The organism is Polynucleobacter campilacus, from assembly GCF_002206625.1.
In the GTDB taxonomy this organism is placed as follows: Bacteria; Pseudomonadota; Gammaproteobacteria; order Burkholderiales; family Burkholderiaceae; genus Polynucleobacter; species Polynucleobacter campilacus.
Genome location: NZ_NGUP01000003.1, coordinates 72,024 through 88,306 on the forward strand (window position 1 = coordinate 72,024; position 16,283 = coordinate 88,306).

General features: G+C 45.5%; 17 protein-coding genes and 1 tRNA gene. 5 read left to right on the plus strand and 13 right to left on the minus strand.

Annotation, left to right across the window (positions count from 1 at the left end):
* Positions 1-13: 13 nt before the first annotated feature.
* The 10 genes from CBI31_RS03775 to rpsO form a co-directional block, all read right to left on the minus strand.
* A complete protein-coding gene (locus CBI31_RS03775) occupies positions 14-1,267 on the minus strand; it encodes an NADH-quinone oxidoreductase subunit D (RefSeq protein WP_088525102.1) in 1,254 nt (417 codons plus the stop codon).
* A gap of 3 nt (positions 1,268-1,270) precedes the next feature.
* Entirely contained in the window at positions 1,271-1,870 is a 600-nt protein-coding gene (locus CBI31_RS03780; protein WP_088525103.1) for an NADH-quinone oxidoreductase subunit C, read from the minus strand.
* A 3-nt stretch (positions 1,871-1,873) separates the two neighbouring features.
* Positions 1,874-2,356, minus strand: coding sequence for a NuoB/complex I 20 kDa subunit family protein (locus CBI31_RS03785; RefSeq protein WP_087910080.1), 483 nt, complete (start codon positions 2,354-2,356; stop codon positions 1,874-1,876).
* A gap of 5 nt (positions 2,357-2,361) precedes the next feature.
* Positions 2,362-2,721 carry an NADH-quinone oxidoreductase subunit A gene (locus tag CBI31_RS03790; RefSeq protein WP_011902892.1) on the minus strand — a complete coding sequence of 120 codons (360 nt, stop codon included), beginning with the start codon at positions 2,719-2,721 and terminating at the stop codon, positions 2,362-2,364.
* Positions 2,722-2,823: 102 nt separating this feature from the next.
* Positions 2,824-2,908 (minus strand) — tRNA-Leu (locus CBI31_RS03795).
* A gap of 86 nt (positions 2,909-2,994) precedes the next feature.
* The gene (gene secG / locus CBI31_RS03800; RefSeq protein ID WP_088525104.1) at positions 2,995-3,339 is read right to left on the minus strand and encodes a preprotein translocase subunit SecG; all 345 of its coding nucleotides are present in this window, start codon (positions 3,337-3,339) and stop codon (positions 2,995-2,997) included.
* 21 nt (positions 3,340-3,360) lie between these two features.
* Positions 3,361-4,119 carry a triose-phosphate isomerase gene (gene tpiA, locus CBI31_RS03805; protein WP_088525105.1) on the minus strand — a complete coding sequence of 253 codons (759 nt, stop codon included), beginning with the start codon at positions 4,117-4,119 and terminating at the stop codon, positions 3,361-3,363.
* A gap of 16 nt (positions 4,120-4,135) precedes the next feature.
* Positions 4,136-5,134, minus strand: coding sequence for an NAD(P)H-quinone oxidoreductase (locus CBI31_RS03810; protein ID WP_088525106.1), 999 nt, complete (start codon positions 5,132-5,134; stop codon positions 4,136-4,138).
* 32 nt (positions 5,135-5,166) lie between these two features.
* Positions 5,167-7,320: a polyribonucleotide nucleotidyltransferase gene (gene pnp / locus CBI31_RS03815; protein ID WP_088525107.1), complete on the minus strand. Its 2,154-nt coding sequence runs from the start codon at positions 7,318-7,320 to the stop codon at positions 5,167-5,169.
* 267 nt (positions 7,321-7,587) lie between these two features.
* Complete coding sequence (gene rpsO / locus CBI31_RS03820) at positions 7,588-7,857, minus strand: 30S ribosomal protein S15 (RefSeq protein ID WP_068948469.1); 270 nt, start codon at positions 7,855-7,857, stop codon at positions 7,588-7,590.
* 275 nt (positions 7,858-8,132) lie between these two features.
* Here rpsO and CBI31_RS03825 point away from each other — a divergent pair, with 275 nt between their 5' ends.
* Together CBI31_RS03825 and CBI31_RS03830 are read left to right on the plus strand one after the other, a co-directional pair.
* Positions 8,133-8,519, plus strand: a complete 387-nt coding sequence (locus CBI31_RS03825) for a DUF3302 domain-containing protein (RefSeq protein ID WP_088525847.1) — start codon at positions 8,133-8,135, stop codon at positions 8,517-8,519.
* 2 nt (positions 8,520-8,521) lie between these two features.
* The gene (locus CBI31_RS03830) at positions 8,522-9,478 is read left to right on the plus strand and encodes an HlyD family secretion protein (RefSeq protein ID WP_088525108.1); all 957 of its coding nucleotides are present in this window, start codon (positions 8,522-8,524) and stop codon (positions 9,476-9,478) included.
* 282 nt (positions 9,479-9,760) lie between these two features.
* On the opposite strand, the gene CBI31_RS03840 is transcribed toward CBI31_RS03830, so the two are convergent.
* The 3 genes from CBI31_RS03840 to CBI31_RS03850 are packed head-to-tail and all read right to left on the minus strand — an operon-like array spanning position 9,761 to position 12,794.
* Entirely contained in the window at positions 9,761-10,735 is a 975-nt protein-coding gene (locus tag CBI31_RS03840) for a GNAT family N-acetyltransferase (protein ID WP_088525110.1), read from the minus strand.
* On the minus strand, positions 10,735-11,121 hold the full coding sequence (gene gloA / locus CBI31_RS03845; protein WP_088525111.1) for a lactoylglutathione lyase: 387 nt from the start codon (positions 11,119-11,121) through the stop codon (positions 10,735-10,737). Before gloA ends, CBI31_RS03840 begins: the two co-directional genes overlap by 1 nt.
* Positions 11,122-11,123: 2 nt before the next feature.
* On the minus strand, positions 11,124-12,794 hold the full coding sequence (locus CBI31_RS03850) for an electron transfer flavoprotein-ubiquinone oxidoreductase (RefSeq protein WP_088525112.1): 1,671 nt from the start codon (positions 12,792-12,794) through the stop codon (positions 11,124-11,126).
* 190 nt (positions 12,795-12,984) lie between these two features.
* Here CBI31_RS03850 and CBI31_RS03855 point away from each other — a divergent pair, with 190 nt between their 5' ends.
* Genes CBI31_RS03855 through CBI31_RS10615 form a run of 3 tightly spaced genes read left to right on the plus strand, consistent with a single transcriptional unit; the run spans position 12,985 to position 16,274 of the window.
* Positions 12,985-13,686 (plus strand): CoA transferase subunit A, encoded by a 702-nt coding sequence (locus CBI31_RS03855; protein ID WP_088525113.1) that lies wholly within the window; start codon positions 12,985-12,987, stop codon positions 13,684-13,686.
* A gap of 39 nt (positions 13,687-13,725) precedes the next feature.
* A complete protein-coding gene (locus tag CBI31_RS03860) occupies positions 13,726-14,376 on the plus strand; it encodes a CoA transferase subunit B (protein ID WP_088525114.1) in 651 nt (216 codons plus the stop codon).
* 35 nt (positions 14,377-14,411) lie between these two features.
* Positions 14,412-16,274, plus strand: coding sequence for an alpha/beta fold hydrolase (locus CBI31_RS10615; protein ID WP_088525115.1), 1,863 nt, complete (start codon positions 14,412-14,414; stop codon positions 16,272-16,274).
* Positions 16,275-16,283 lie beyond the last annotated feature (9 nt).

A 16,283-nucleotide genomic window follows, 5' to 3' on the forward strand; every position in this document is an offset into this window, starting at 1 on the left:
TTGGCACGCTTAATTAGCGGTCAATCTCCCCAAACACAATATCCTGCGTGCCAATAATAGTTACCGCATCAGCCAGCATATGGCCACGTGACATTTCATCCATGGCTGAGAGATGAACAAATCCTGGCGCACGAATTTTTAGGCGATATGGCTTATTAGCGCCATCAGAAATCAAATAGATACCAAACTCACCTTTTGGATGCTCAACAGCAGAATAAGCTTCGCCATTAGGAACATGAATACCCTCAGTAAAGAGTTTGAAGTGATGAATCAGTTCTTCCATATTGGTTTTCATATCCACGCGCTTGGGTGGAGAAACTTTATGGTTATCGCTCATGACAGGACCTGGGTTTGCTTTAAGCCAAGCAATGCACTGCTTAATAATGCGATTGGATTGGCGCATTTCTTCCATGCGAACTAAGTAACGATCATAGGAGTCACCATTGACTCCTACCGGGATATCAAAGTCGAGACGGTCATAGACTTCATATGGCTGCTTCTTGCGCAAATCCCATTCAATACCAGAGCCACGCAGCATGGGACCAGTAAAGCCGAGCTGCAATGCGCGCTCAGGCGTCACGATACCAATATTGACTAGACGCTGTTTCCAGATACGGTTATCAGTTAAGAGATTGCAATACTCATCCACGTGGGCATCAAAGCCATTAGAAAACTGCTCAACAAAGTCGAGCAATGAACCGCTACGATTCTCGTTCAAGCGTTTGACAGCCGATGGGCTGCGAACCTTAGATGTACTGTACTGCGCCATTTGGTCTGGCAAATCACGATATACACCGCCTGGACGATAGTAGGCAGCATGCATACGAGCACCAGATACGGCTTCATACATATCAAAGATGTCTTCACGATCGCGGAAGGCATACAGGAAGACCGCCATCGCACCAACGTCAAGACCATGACAGCCGATCCAGAGTAAGTGATTGAGTAAACGCGTGAGCTCGTCATACATCACCCGAATATATTGTGCGCGCTCAGGAACTTCCACTTGCAACAACTTCTCAATGGCCATGACATACGCATGCTCATTGGACATCATGGAAACATAATCTAAGCGATCCATATAAGGAACGTTCTGAATCCACGTACGTGTCTCAGCTAATTTCTCGGTTGCGCGATGTAATAAGCCAATATGGGGATCAGCGCGCTGAATCACTTCACCATCAAGCTCAAGCACTAGGCGCAATACACCATGTGCCGCAGGATGCTGAGGCCCAAAGTTGAGAGTGTAGTTCTTAATTTTCGCCATGACTTAAGCCGGGCCTCCGTACTGCTCTTCACGAACGATACGGGGAGTAATCTCACGCGCCTCAATAGTGACGGGCTGATAGACAACGCGCTTTAACTCTGGGTCATAACGCATTTCTACATTACCGCTGATAGGGAAATCTTTTCTAAAGGGATGGCCAATGAAGCCATAGTCAGTCAAGATACGGCGTAAATCATCATGACCTTCAAATAAGATTCCAAAGAGATCAAACGCTTCCCGCTCGAACCAGTTAGCAGAGTTCCATACTGGAGTGATCGATGCCACTAACGGATAGCTATCATCGAGAGCAAAGACTCTGACCCGTAAACGCCAGTTGTGCTGAATTGATAAAAGGTGACTGACAACACCAAAACGTTGACCACTCCAGCTTCCATCGCCAAAGTCTTGATAGTCAACACCACATAGATCAATCAACTGTTCAAATGCAAGTGATGGCTCATCACGCAATAGCATGGCAGACTCTAAATAGGTGTCCGCAGCCACTACTACGGTCACTTCACCTAATGCCGTCTCAATCGACAGCGCACGCTTACCCAGAACTTTTTCGAGGTTGGCGGATAATTGAACTAAACGATCTGACATAGCTTAGCCCTTCCGCGCAATCGTGCTAGTACGTGCAATCTTCGATTGCAACTGAATAATTCCATAGATCAACGCTTCGGCAGTTGGAGGGCAACCAGGAACATAAATATCGACTGGCACGATGCGATCGCAACCGCGCACCACTGAATAAGAGTTATGGTAGTAACCGCCGCCATTGGCACAAGATCCCATGGAAATGACCCAGCGTGGTTCTGGCATTTGGTCATAAACTTTGCGTAATGCTGGGGCCATCTTGTTACATAAGGTACCCGCAACAATCATCAAGTCCGATTGACGTGGAGATGGCCGAAACACGACACCAAAACGGTCTAAGTCATAACGCGATGCGCCGGCATGCATCATCTCAACCGCGCAGCAAGCTAGACCAAAAGTCATTGGCCATAAAGAACCGTTGCGAGTCCAGTTAATCAACTGATCCGCAGTAGTAGTAACAAATCCTTCTTTGAGAACGCCTTCTAGTGCCATATCAATCACTCCCAGTCGAGAGCGCCCTTTTTCCAGATATACACAAATCCTACAATGAATTCCAAGAGGAAGATCACCATAGAGGCGTAGCCAAACCAACCAATATCACGCAAAGCAACACCCCATGGAAATAGGAATGCAGTTTCAAGATCAAAAAGGATGAAAAGAATAGCAATAAGGTAGTAGCGCACATCAAACTTCATGCGCGCATCTTCGAAAGCTTCAAAACCGCACTCATATGGAGAGAGTTTTTCAGCGTCAGGCTTCGAAGGGGCCAGAATTTTTCCGAGGAACATGGGGACTAATCCCACCCCAATACCTACGAGGATAAAAAGCAGAACAGGAAAGTAATTAGCGAGATTCAAAATGGTCCTGATTCGTTCGTCTGGAAATACTTAAAACTACAAATTATTCGTTCACTTCTTACAACCTTGATCTAGAGCAAAAACTCTATAAATTCTTTATTTTGGTGCCGACGGCGAGACTCGAACTCGCACAGCCTAAGCCACTACCCCCTCAAGATAGCGTGTCTACCAATTTCACCACGTCGGCATCTTGCAAAACCTGTCAATTCTACTGCATTGCAACACTTCACTACCCCTATTTTGGGCTAGTTAAATCTGTAAAACCCTACTGTTTTACTTAGGGACTGCAGGCTTGGTTGGATCCTGTACTGGTGCCACTGGTGCTGCCGGCGCCACTACTGGAGCAACTGTTCCAGAGAGAACCCCGGGAGCAACTTCTTTCTTATTACCAAGCCAAGTAATGCCCAAAGTACAAATAAAGAAAATTGCCGCAAAAACAGCTGTTGTATGGGATAAAAAATTGGCAGAGCCACTAGCGCCGAATAAGCTGCCCGACGAGCCAGATCCAAAAGCAGCACCCATATCTGCGCCCTTACCTTGCTGCAACAGCACAAGCAGAATCACAGCCAATGCTGAAATTACTTGAAATACGATTAATAAAGTCTTAAGCCATTCCACGATTGATCTCCAAATAAAAATCTACGCCTTACAGATAGCCAGAAAGTCTTGAGGATTTAAAGAAGCACCCCCAACCAATCCGCCATCAATATCAGGCATTGCAAACAACTCAACGGCATTATCCGGTTTGATACTGCCGCCATACAAAATTCCAACGTGAGAAGCAACGTCCTCATCAAATTCTGCCAATTGCAGACGAATAGCCCGATGCATATCTTGGGCAACCTGAGCGCTAGCAACCTTACCGGTACCAATTGCCCAAACGGGTTCATAAGCAATTAAGCAATCTGCTAAACGATCCTGAAGTACAGACAACTGCTTTGCAACCTGTCCGCGGACAACCTCTACAGCTCTACCTGAATTTCTCTCATCAGCAGTCTCACCAACACAAATCACTGGAGTCATTCTGCTATCTAAAACCTGCAAGGCTTTGCCTGCTACAAGCTCATCAGCCTCATGATGAGTTTCACGACGCTCAGAGTGGCCAACAATCACGTAGCTACAATCCATTTCTTTCAAGGCAGAAGCAGCCACCTCACCGGTATATGCGCCAGATTCAAAGGCTGAAGCATCTTGCGCTCCGAGACTTAAGAATGCCAAAGAATATTCTTTAATTAATGCAGCACATTGCGCCAAATAGGGAAATGGCGGGCAAACAGCAAACTTGCGGCCTGATGGCATACCACTTTCCATACCACGAGCGACGGTCTTGATCCAATCTTCATTACTAGCAAGATTGCCATTCATTTTCCAGTTGCCGATGATGATGAGTGGTCGCATTTTTAATTCAGATCTTCTAGACCGTTAAAACAATCTTACCGACATGCTCTGATGACTCCATCAAGCTATGAGCATCTGCTGCCTGATCGAGCGTAAAGGTTTTGTAAATGACTGGCTTTAATTGACCAGCATTTAGTAACGGCCAGATATTGTCGAACAGCTGCTTTGTAATCTGCTTCTTAAAGGAGACTGGGCGCGGACGCAAGGTTGAACCAGTGATAGTTAAGCGACGGCGCAAAATTTGGTTAGTACTAACCTCCGCCTTTGATCCACCCTGAATGGCAATGATCACAATGCGGCCATCGTCGGCCAAACAATCGATTTCACGTTGCACATAAACGCCAGTCACCATATCAAGGATGACATTGACACCTTTACCATCAGTCGCCTTCTTAATCTCTTCTACAAAATCTTGTGTTTTGTAATTCACCGCTAAATCAGCACCCAACTTAACGCATGCTGCGCACTTTTCATCCGTGCCAGCAGTCACAAATACTTTGTGGCCTAAAGCCTTAGCAATCAGAATGGCAGTAACCCCAATACCGCTAGAGCCACCTTGCACTAACAGGGTTTCGCCCTCTGCTAGTTGACCACGCATGAAGACGTTGCTCCATACAGTGAAAAAAGTTTCCGGTAAGGCTGCAGCCTCTTGGTCAGTAAAGCCTTTTGGATAAGGCAAGCACTGAGCAATAGGTGCCGTGCAGAGCTCAGCATAACCACCACCTTGCACTAAAGCACAAACCTTATCGCCAAGCTTGAGACCAAAACAATTATCTGCGTGAGTTAAATCACCACCAATAATCTCTCCAGCAACCTCAAGACCAGGAATATCGGATGCGCCTGCAGGTACAGGATAAAAACCCTTACGCTGCAGGACATCTGGTCGGTTAATGCCGGCTGCAATTACCTTAATCAAAATCTCGCCGGTACCAGCAACAGGAACAGCTGGATCCGGACGAGTGGCTGGCACCAACATTTCTGGTGCGCCAAATTCTTTGATTTCCATTACGCGCATAAGAGCTTCTCGCAGTAGTAGGTGTGAATAGCTTAAGCTGTTTCGTCAGCGGACGGAGCGACTTCAGCGCCAGCTAAAGGAGCAATCGAGCCGCCCTCTTCTGCCATTGCAGCTTTCAGTGATAAACGCAAACGACCACGCTCATCAGCAGCAAGCAACTTCACGCGCACAATTTGACCTTCTGCCAAATAGTCTTTGACTTCTTTAACGCGCTCGTTAGAGATTTCAGAGATATGTAATAGGCCATCTTTACCTGGGAGAATATTTACCAAAGCGCCGAACTCAAGCAACTTCACCACTGGGCCTTCGTAGATCTTGCCTACTTCAGCTTCTGCGGTAATGCCTTCGATACGAGCTTTTGCCTCGGCCATGCCTTCAGCACTAGTAGATGCAATTGTTACAGTGCCGTCATCTTTAATGTCGATGCTGCAACCAGTTTCTTTAGTCAAGGCTTGGATAGTTGCACCGCCCTTACCAATTACTTCACGAATCTTGTCTGGATGAATCTTGAATGACACCATGCGTGGAGCATGTGCTGAAAGTTCTGTTCGAACTGAGCCCATCGCTTCTTGCATTTTGGTCAAGATGTGCAAACGGCCTTCTTTAGCTTGTGCTAATGCCACTTGCATAATTTCTTTGGTAATGCCTTGAACCTTAATGTCCATCTGCAACGCAGTAATACCATTTGCTGTACCTGCTACTTTGAAGTCCATATCGCCTAGGTGATCTTCATCACCCAAGATGTCAGTCAAGACAGCAAAACGGTTGCCATCGAGAATCAAGCCCATGGCAACGCCAGCAACGTGCGCTTTAACTGGAACACCAGCATCCATCATTGCAAGACAGCCGCCGCAAACGGAGGCCATTGAGGATGAACCGTTGGATTCAGTAATCTCTGAAACCACACGAATGCTGTATGCAAAATCTTCAGCACTTGGCAATACTGGAATCAGTGCGCGCTTAGCCAAACGGCCGTGACCAATTTCACGACGCTTAGGGCTACCTACACGACCAGTTTCACCAGTAGCAAACGGAGGCATGTTGTAGTGGAACATGAAACGATCGCGGTATTCACCTTCGAGCGCATCAATGATTTGCTCATCGCGTGCAGTACCTAAAGTAGCTACTACCAATGCTTGAGTTTCACCACGAGTAAACAAGGCAGAGCCGTGGGTACGTGGCAATACACCATTACGAATTTCAATTGGACGAACAGTACGAGTATCACGACCATCGATGCGTGGCTCACCATTCAAAATCTGGCTACGAACAATCTTTGCTTCGATTTCAAACATGATGTCGCTTACAGCAACCGCGTCAACATCACCCTCTTCGGCTAACTTGGCTAAAACAGTTTTAGAGATTTCTTTGAGCTTGTCTGAACGAGCACCCTTTTGACGAATCTGATAAGCCTCACGCAATGGTGCTTCAGCTAATGCAGTGACCTTAGCAATGAATGGCTCATCTTTAGGAGCTGCAGTCCAATCCCACTCTGGCTTACCAGCTTCACGTACCAATTCGTTAATGGCGTTGATCGCAGTTTGCATTTGGTCATGACCATATACAACTGCACCTAACATCACTTCTTCAGAAAGTTGGTTTGCTTCTGACTCCACCATCAATACGGCAGCTTGTGTACCAGCAACGATCAAATCGAGTTCGCTAGTCGCTTGTTCTGTACGTGTAGGATTTAACAGGTATTGACCGTTGGCATAACCCACGCGAGCTGCGCCAACTGGGCCAGCAAAAGGAATGCCAGAAATAGCCAAGGCTGCAGAGGCAGCAATCAAAGCAGGAATATCAGCAGGAACATCTGGGTTGATAGATAACACATGAACTACCACCTGAACTTCGTTCAAGAAACCCTCTGGAAACAATGGACGCAATGGACGATCGATCAAACGGGAGATTAATGTCTCACCTTCTGATGGACGGCCTTCACGACGGAAGAAGCCACCAGGGATCTTGCCTGCTGCGTAAGTCTTTTCTAAATAATCCACTGTCAATGGGAAAAAGGATTGGCCTGGCTTTGCAGACTTAGAGGCAACTACAGTACCCATTACAACAGTGTCATCCACGTTAACGATAACGGCACCACCAGATTGGCGAGCGATCTCACCTGTTTCCATTGTTACTTGGTGATTGCCCCACTGAAAACTCTTTACTGCTTTTTTAAACATAGTCATTCTGATCTTCTCCAAATTGTTCACGCAAAACTCACATGAGCATTGCGCTTGTCGTGGGATAAAGCAGTGTCACGACAACACTGGAGCGATTGATGATCAAAAGGGATGCCATTCCAATGAGACTCTGTGGGGCATTCAGAACCCCATTGGAATGACACGATCCCCTACACAAATGATCGAAAAGCGCCCAAAAAACATGCCATCTGCTTAAGACTGGTTCCGCTAAGAAACAACCCTAAGAAAGATGGCATTGCATACTAATAAAAATTACTTACGCAGACCTAATTTGTCGATGAGTGCGCGATAGCGATCCAAATCTTTGCCCTTGAGATAATCCAAGAGGCGACGGCGACGTGAAACCATCTTCAACAAACCACGACGGCTGTGATGATCTTTAGCGTTAGCCTTGAAATGGGGGGTTAATTCATTGATTCGGGCTGTTAGCAATGAAACTTGAACTTCAGGGCTACCCGTATCGTTTGCGCTGCGCGCGTTCTCTTTGACGATTTCTGCCGTCTTAATATCAGCAACTGCCATTTTTAATACTCCTTACTTGCGAACACTTGAGCTTTCACCCATTTTGTGTCGTGCGTTATTAACAAAATAATACAAAAAAGCTTTATAAATCAAAGCCATCGAATTGTATCAGAAAGAGCCTCTGCGGGCTACTTGGCGTCATGTAATGCGCTATTATTAGTGTTAAATCTAATAATAGACATCAAAAGAATATTAAAAAATTGCTTAATAATCAATGATTTAAAGTATTTTAGAGCTATATCCACTAAATGAAGAGCCCTTTGAGAGTTAAGACTATGAGTAAGTACATTTTTACCCCTGTTGTAATGGCATTCTTACTTGTGCCAGCCCTTGCAAATGCCTCTTTTTTACCCCCAGACCTGATTGATGGATTCGCCAATATCATTTCTTGGATAGTTCTCATCGTCCTGCCCGTGGCTTTCATTGCTGGATTTTGGTACGTCCACATCCTTCCAGATACGATTGCCAAACGAAGAGAGCATCCCCAAAGAGATGCCATTCACGCTCTGTGCCTCCTCTCCCTGTTTGTGGGGGGCTTGCTATGGCCTTTCGCTTACCTTTGGGCATATACCCGACCTACGATGTACAAGCTTGCTTATGGAACAGATAAATACACCTCCTTAGATAAAGAGCATGAAGAAGAACAGACTGGGGTGAAATAAGCATGGAAGCACTGATTCTTGGCATTTACGCCTGCATCGTTTGGTTGATCTTTTTTAAGTACAAATTATTGCCTTGGAACACAGTAGCAAAGGTGATCGTTTTTACGATTCCGGTTGTCGGCATGATTACCTTGATATTGCTACTCAATATCTTTTCACCCTCCTCTAGCAATGTTGTTGTTGTCAGAAACTCCGTTGGCATTGTGAGTCAAGTCAAGGGTCGTGTTACTGAAGTTCCTGTCACCGTGAATCAACGCGTCAAAAAGGGAGATGTCCTTTTTAAAATTGATTCCACTCAGTATCAAGCATCAGTCAATGCTCTTAGGGCCAAGCTTAATCTAGCAAAGATGCGCGTTAAACAAAATCAGGCTCTAGTAGAAAGTGGTTCTGGCAATCGCTTTGATTTAGAAAAAGCGCAAGCAGATCTTGCAGAGCTAAGCGAGCAAACTCTCAATTCTGAATATGATCTTGCGCAAACAGTGGTTCGGGCGCCAAGCGATGGCACAGTGATCAACGTGCAATTGCGCCCCGGTGCTTTTGTAGCAGCCTTTCCTATTGCCTCTGTCATGACATTTATGGAAGATGCTCCGCAAATTTATGCGCTATTTAATCAAAATGAATTGCATCAAATTGAAGTTGGTAATGAGGCTGAGTTTTACATTCCCAGTTTTCCTGGAGAGATCCTTAAAGCAAGAGTAGAGTCCATCATTCTCGCTGAAGGGCAAGGTCAAATCAGTGTCAGTGGCAATCTACCCACCATCGGCTTAAGAGAAATTCCAGTCAATCGATTTGCAGTCAAGCTAGCAATGGATGATCGTCATGCCGATCTGTTATTGCCAGCTGGGGCGGTAGGTGATGGCGCTGTTTATACCGATCACCTTGCGTTCTTGCATGTTATCCGCAAGGTGATGTTACGGATTAGCACTAAGCTCAATTACATCATTCCGAAATTACATTAAAAATAGAGATGCATAAATCCGGTATGAACGCGTTTCATCAAGCTGCGCTCTATTTATTGGGGGCTATCGCATTAAGTGCGTGCACGATTAGCCCATTGCAGAAAAATAAAGAGCTAGTAGATAAATCATTATCAAACACGACTATTCCAGGGCAGTTTCAAGCAGTTAAAGTCGGCGACAAAGATGTTGCCCCTGTTGATGATGCTTGGTTAAAGCAATTCAACGATCCAGAACTCAATGCCTTAGTGATTGAGGCCTTGAAAAATAATCCCAGCATTCGGGTTATNAATGCTCTTCTTCAATGCAGTATTCAATAGCTTGGTAATAGGCTGTTTCAAAGTGTAGGCAAGGGATATGTTCTATTGCACCCCAATATCTTCCATAGGCCTTAGAAGAGTCTTTATCAACCACTAGTAGTGAGGCAGCTATGGGGGTTTGATCACGCTGGGCGATGATGAGATGTAAATTGTCTGGCATACGCTGTGCCCACAACTTAAAAAGGGCTTCATTTAAGTAGGGGCTAGATAGATGCTCGAGATAGGTATTTTGATAACAGCGGTAAAAGAATTCCCAGTCTTGATCATTGGATAATTTCCCAGGAACGTGCCTAAAGCTAATCTGCTCTCTAGAGACTTGCTCTCGTTCACGCCGAATATTTTTACGACGCTTCATCGTCAGGACGGCTAAAAAATGCTCAAAACTTTTGAAGGCTTGGTTATGCCAGTGAAACTGTACCGAGTCACGCAACATAAATCCTTGATCTTCAAATGCTTGAGCCTCAGAGGCTAATGGAAACAGGGCATGCGCAGACGAGAGATGATTGGCCACCAATAATGATTTGAGCCCCGCAATGATGTTCGAGTAAATTTCTGATGTATTTTTTTCAGGAGAGTGCAGGATGCGAGCGCCTTGAACGGGGGTAAAGGGGATGGCGCAAAGTGCTTTTGGGTAATAGCTCATGCCCTGTTGTTCATAAGCTTGTGCCCATGACCAATCAAAGACAAACTCTCCGTAAGAATGTTGCTTTAAATAAAGGGGTAGTGCCCCGACCAATGTATCTTGCTCTCTTAAGCCAAGATGGACAACCTGCCAGCCAGTATTACCTCCTACGCATCCAGTTTCTTCAAGGGCGGATAAGAATGCGTGATTTAAAAAGGGCCCTGCATCCCTAGGTAAAAGCTTGTTCCACTCAGATGCAGGTATCTTGGCAATACTGTCAATAATTTCTAGCTGATATTGATCTGCTTGTGTTGCCATTAACGCTGGATGAGTTCTATCTTATAACCATCGGGATCAGTTACAAAGGCAATGATGGTGTCACCACCAGCTACAGGACCAGCCTCGCGAGTGACATTACCGCCTGCTGCTTTAATCTTCTCGCAAGCAGCATAAGCATCTGGTACGCCAATTGCAATATGCCCATAAGCGGTGCCTAAGTCATATGAAGAGACCCCGTGGTTGTAGGTGAGCTCAATTTCAGCCTGGCCATCTGCGTTGCCTTTACCAAAGGCAACAAAGGCTAGGGAATATTTCTGATCAGGGCGTTCGGTAGTGCGCAGTAAATTCATACCTAAAACTTTGGTGTAGAAATCAATCGAACGATTCATATCGCCGACGCGCAGCATAGTGTGAAGGATCATCATATTTACATTGCCGAGTAGTTAGGGCCACCACCACCTTCTGGTGTGATCCAGATGATATTTTGGCCAGGGTCTTTAATATCGCACGTTTTGCAGTGGACGCAGTTTTGCGCATTAATCTGTAAACGGGGCTTACTGTTGGTTTCTACATATTCATAAACACCTGCAGGGCAATAGCGTTGCTCTGGACCAGCATAAGTCTTCAGGTTGACATCTACTGGCACAGAATCATTCTTCAGAGTTAAATGACTGGGCTGATTCTCGGCATGGTTGGTGTTAGAGATAAATACCGATGACAGGCGATCAAAGCTAAGCTTCCCATCAGGCTTTGGGTAGATGATCGGTTGATGATGTGCTGCGGGCTCTAGACATTCATGATCCGCATGTTTGACATGAGCTGTCCATGGCACATTACCGCCCAAGAGTTTTTGCTCTAAGCCAACCATCAGAGTCCCAAGGTAGAGCCCTTTAGACATCCAGGCCTTGAAGTTACGAGCTTGATTTAGTTCTGTATGCAACCAGCTATTTTGGAATGTGGCTGGATAGGCAGAGAGAACATCAGCAGAGCGATTTTCAGATATAGCAGCTACTGCCGCTTCTGCAGCCAACATACCTGTTTTGATTGCAGCATGACTGCCTTTAATACGTGATGCATTTAAGAATCCTGCATCACAACCAATGAGTGCGCCACCTGGAAAGACTGTCTTAGGCAAGCTATTTAATCCACCAGCAGTTAGTGCACGTGCACCGTAAGCAATTCGCTTGCCGCCTTCAAATGTTTCACGGATCTTGGGATGCAATTTATAGCGTTGGAATTCTTCAAAAGGAGAGAGGTAAGGATTTTTATAAGAAAGCCCAACCACCAGGCCAACAGCTACTTTGTTATCCCCTAAGTGATACAGAAAAGAACCGCCATAGGTATCACTCTCCAATGGCCAGCCGGCAGTATGAACAACTAGACCCGGCTTACTCTTAGAAGGCTCAACTTCCCAAAGTTCTTTAATGCCAATACCGTAGCTTTGTGGATCAGCATCTTTATCTAAAGCAAACTTAGAAATGAGTTGCTTGCCAAGATGGCCACGAGATCCTTCAGCAAAGAGGGTGTATTTGGCGCGCAGTTCCATGCCAAGCTGGAACTGATCGGTTGGTTTACCTTCTTTATCCAGACCCATAGAGCCGGTAATGACGCCACATACTGCGCCTTGCTCGTTATATAAAACTTCTGCCGCCGGAAAGCCGGGGAAAATTTCTACACCAAGGCTCTCTGCTTGTTGCCCTAGCCAGCGAGTGACATTCGCTAGACTAACGATATAGTTGCCTTCATTTTTAAAGCAGTGAGGCAAGATCCAATTGGGAACTTGATAAGAGTTATCAGCTGTCAGGAATAAAAATTCATCTTGACTAACTTCGGTTTCAAGCGGGGCACCCATTTCTTTCCAGTTGGGAAAGAGCTCAGTAAGTGCCTTGGGGTCCATGACAGCTCCAGACAGAATATGGGCGCCAATTTCAGAGCCTTTTTCAAGAAGGCAGACACTGATATCTTTGCCAGAGGACTGGGCCAATTGTTTGGCTTTAATTGCTGCGGATAGACCAGCGGGGCCACCACCAACGATGACTAAGTCATAGTCCATAGACTCCCTAGGCCCAAATTGCTCTACGAGTTCTGCAGCATTCATTCCAATTCCTCAAAAATACGCTTTTTAGCCCCATTAGTTTAGTGCGAATAGCTAAAAACCAATTTGCTGCCTCAGTAGTGCCTAAGGAGCACCTAAGGAGCACCTAAGGAACACCTCAGCTACCTAGACTTAGGACCCTGAGGCGTTATGATTACTTTTTTACCCATTTTGGCAATATTAGGAAAAAGTGATGAATAAAACCTACCCATCAGCAGAAGATGCCTTGCGGGATATTTTAAAAGACGGACAAAAACTCGGTGTTGGTGGTTTTGGTCTATGCGGCATTCCTGAGGCCTTAATTGAGGCAGTGAAACAACTTGGCGCGCAAAATTTGACCGCAGTATCGAATAACGCGGGCGTAGATGGCTTTGGCTTAGGTCTTTTATTGAACTCTCGTCAAGTAAAGAAGATGGTTGCTTCTTATGTTGGTGAGAATAAAGAATTTGAGCGTCAATATCTTGCAGGCGAACTGGAGCTAGAGTTCACCCCACAAGGTACCCTGGCAGAAAAATTGCGCGCTGGTGGTTGCGGCATTCCTGCTTTTTATACAAAGACTGGTGTTGGTACATTGGTTGCTGAGGGTAAAGAGGTAAAAGAATTTGATGGTGAAAAATACATCATGGAGCGCTCCATCATTACTGACATTTCTTTAGTAAAAGCTTGGAAGGCAGACCGCTCAGGTAATTTGGTTTATCGACACACTGCTCGTAACTTCAACCCAGTGGTTGCTATGGCAGGAAAGATTACGGTGGCTGAGGTGGAAGAGATTGTTGAGAATGGCGTTTTAGATCCTGCCGAGATTCATACTCCAAGTATCTACGTGCATCGCCTTGTGATTAATACAAGTCCTGAGAAGCGAATTGAGCAGCGCACTATTTCGGCTGCACGCTAATTACCCCATAGAACACTTAAAGAATTTAGGAAGATCAAAATGCCTTGGACTAGAGATGAGATGGCAGCACGTGCTGCCAAAGAGTTAAAAGACGGTTATTACGTAAACTTGGGAATCGGCATTCCCACCTTAGTCGCCAATCACGTGCCTGCAGGTATAGAAGTATGGCTGCAATCTGAAAATGGTTTACTGGGTATTGGACCATTTCCAACGGAAGATCAGATTGATGCTGATCTGATCAATGCTGGAAAACAAACCATTACAACTTTGCCTGGCTCTTCCATTTTTTCATCAGCTGATGCTTTTGGCATGATTCGTGGTGGAAAAATCAATATTGCATTTTTAGGTGCGATGCAGGTAAGCGAGCAGGGCGATATTGCCAATTGGATGATCCCTGGCAAGATGGTTAAAGGCATGGGCGGTGCGATGGATTTAGTTGCAGGCGTAAAGCATGTAGTGGTCTTGATGGAGCATGTTGCCAAAAAGAAAGATGGCTCAGAAGAGCTCAAGATTCTGCCTAAATGCACCTTACCGTTAACTGGTGTGGGCGTGATTAGTCAGATCATCACCGATCTTTGTGTTTTGGATGTCACTCGCTCTGGTTTGATCTTGGCTGAATTGGCTCCTGGCGTGACTAAAGAGGAAGTGATCGCCAAAACTGGTGCCCCTGTCGATACAAGCGGTTTTTAACCCTGTTTATCGTTTAATGAAATAATGGGATCACCATGTCGGGATCCCATCATTCACAGTCAGCAATACTAAAAACTCAGAAGAGTACTGAGCTTGATCCCTCGTTGCATGCCCACAAGAAGGGTGATGCGCAGCATAGCCATAGCAAGCAAGTTTCAAATCAAAACCTACTTTTAATTGCTCTTGTCCTTACGCTTGGTTTCGCAGGAGTTGAGGGAACCGCTGCTTATTTTGCCAATTCTTTGGCCTTGATCTCTGATGCTGGTCACATGGTGACCGATGCTGCTGCTCTAGGTTTAGCGCTCTTGGCGCAAATTATTTCTCGTCGACCACCTTCACCAAAACATTCTTTTGGCTTTGGTAGAGCAGAGGCATTAGCCGCTTTTGTGAACAGCATTGTGATGTTGGCCTTGGTTGCATGGATTGTGTATGAGGCGATTAGCCGTTTCTATGAACCACATAAAGTTGATGGATTAACCGTTACTGTCGTCGCTGCCATTGGCCTAGTAATGAATATTGTGGTTGCCTGGGTTCTATCGCGTGATAAGAAAAGCGTTAATACCCGCGCCGCCCTAGTTCATGTCATGGGTGACTTGCTTGGATCGATCGCTGCCTTGATTGCTGGTGTTGTTATTCAGTTGACGGGATGGATGCCAATTGATGCGATTCTATCTATTCTGGTTTCTCTTTTGATTCTCAAATCAACCATTTCTATTCTCAATGAGTCTTATCACTTCCTCATGGAGGGTGTACCGCTCCATATCGATTATTTGCAAGTGGGAAAAGATTTGAGGGGGGTACCTGGCGTATTAGCTGTACATGATCTACATGTTTGGGAGATGACGCCTAGCTTTCCAGCATTGATTGGCCATATTGAAATTGCTGAAATGCAAGAGTGGCCGCAAATTTTGTCACTTATCAATACCATGCTTTTAGATCAACATGGCATTGACCATGTGACTTTGCAGCCTGAGGTATTTGGCACCATGGATGATCACACTCATGATGAGCCTTTGCAAGATGAGGCGAGTTCAGCGCCAGTCAATCACCAGGGCGATACCTTTTATGTGCAGTGTAGTGATGGCAGTCATCGCATGGCTTACCACGCCTGGGGCAATCCCAGAAATCCAAAAGTATTGCTATGCGTGCATGGATTGACAAGGCGCGGAAGTGACTTTAAGACTCTGGCTGAAGCAATGTGTAATGACTATTACGTGGTTTGCCCAGATATCGTTGGTAGGGGAGACTCTGATCGCTTAAGTAATCCAATGCAATATGCTGTTCCACAGTATGTTGCTGATATTGCTCAGCTAGTAAAAACGCTAGGGGTATCTCAGGTCGATTGGTTTGGAACTTCAATGGGTGGTTTGATTGGCATGGTTTATGCAGCGATGCCAAATTCTCCAATCCGTAAAATGTTGATTAACGATGTGGGGCCAAAAATTGAGGCTGAAGCTATCAAGCGCCTAGGCTCCTACGTAGGCCAACCTTTTTCATTTCCTAACCGTGCCGATGCCTTAAATAGGCTCAATACTATCTGTGCTAGCTTTGGTGAGCATACCCCGGATGAGTGGGAAACTTATAACGGCCCTATGCTGATTGAACGTAATGGCCTATGGATCATGCATTACGACCCGGATATTGCCGTACCGTTTGCTGCTGTAAACCCCATCATGGCCAAGGCGGGCGAGATGGCGATGTGGCATGCATTTAAGCAAATTCATATTCCAATGTTGATCGTGCGTGGCGCCCAATCAGACTTGCTCTCTGCAGCTACGGTTACTGAGATGTGTAAAGTAAATCCGTATGCTCATAGTATTGAGATTCCAAATGTGGGTCATGCACCTGCATTTGTAAAAAAAGAACAAGTTGCTCTAGCGCAAGAATTCTTTAGCTAAGACTTGATT

Excerpts from the sequence above, each read along its gene's own strand:
- CBI31_RS03775 (WP_088525102.1), bottom strand. The coding sequence starts at position 1,267 with ATGGCGAAAATTAAGAACTACACTCTCAACTTTGGGCCTCAGCATCCT.
- CBI31_RS03780 (WP_088525103.1), bottom strand. The coding sequence starts at position 1,870 with ATGTCAGATCGTTTAGTTCAATTATCCGCCAACCTCGAAAAAGTTCTG.
- CBI31_RS03785 (WP_087910080.1), bottom strand. The coding sequence starts at position 2,356 with ATGGCACTAGAAGGCGTTCTCAAAGAAGGATTTGTTACTACTACTGCG.
- tpiA (WP_088525105.1), bottom strand. The coding sequence starts at position 4,119 with ATGCGACCACTCATCATCATCGGCAACTGGAAAATGAATGGCAATCTT.
- CBI31_RS03810 (WP_088525106.1), bottom strand. The coding sequence starts at position 5,134 with ATGCGCGTAATGGAAATCAAAGAATTTGGCGCACCAGAAATGTTGGTG.
- pnp (WP_088525107.1), bottom strand. The coding sequence starts at position 7,320 with ATGACTATGTTTAAAAAAGCAGTAAAGAGTTTTCAGTGGGGCAATCAC.
- rpsO (WP_068948469.1), bottom strand. The coding sequence starts at position 7,857 with ATGGCAGTTGCTGATATTAAGACGGCAGAAATCGTCAAAGAGAACGCG.
- CBI31_RS03825 (WP_088525847.1), top strand. The coding sequence starts at position 8,133 with ATGAGTAAGTACATTTTTACCCCTGTTGTAATGGCATTCTTACTTGTG.
- CBI31_RS03830 (WP_088525108.1), top strand. The coding sequence starts at position 8,522 with ATGGAAGCACTGATTCTTGGCATTTACGCCTGCATCGTTTGGTTGATC.
- gloA (WP_088525111.1), bottom strand. The coding sequence starts at position 11,121 with ATGATGATCCTTCACACTATGCTGCGCGTCGGCGATATGAATCGTTCG.
- CBI31_RS03850 (WP_088525112.1), bottom strand. The coding sequence starts at position 12,794 with ATGAATGCTGCAGAACTCGTAGAGCAATTTGGGCCTAGGGAGTCTATG.
- CBI31_RS03855 (WP_088525113.1), top strand. The coding sequence starts at position 12,985 with ATGAATAAAACCTACCCATCAGCAGAAGATGCCTTGCGGGATATTTTA.
- CBI31_RS03860 (WP_088525114.1), top strand. The coding sequence starts at position 13,726 with ATGCCTTGGACTAGAGATGAGATGGCAGCACGTGCTGCCAAAGAGTTA.
- CBI31_RS10615 (WP_088525115.1), top strand. The coding sequence starts at position 14,412 with ATGTCGGGATCCCATCATTCACAGTCAGCAATACTAAAAACTCAGAAG.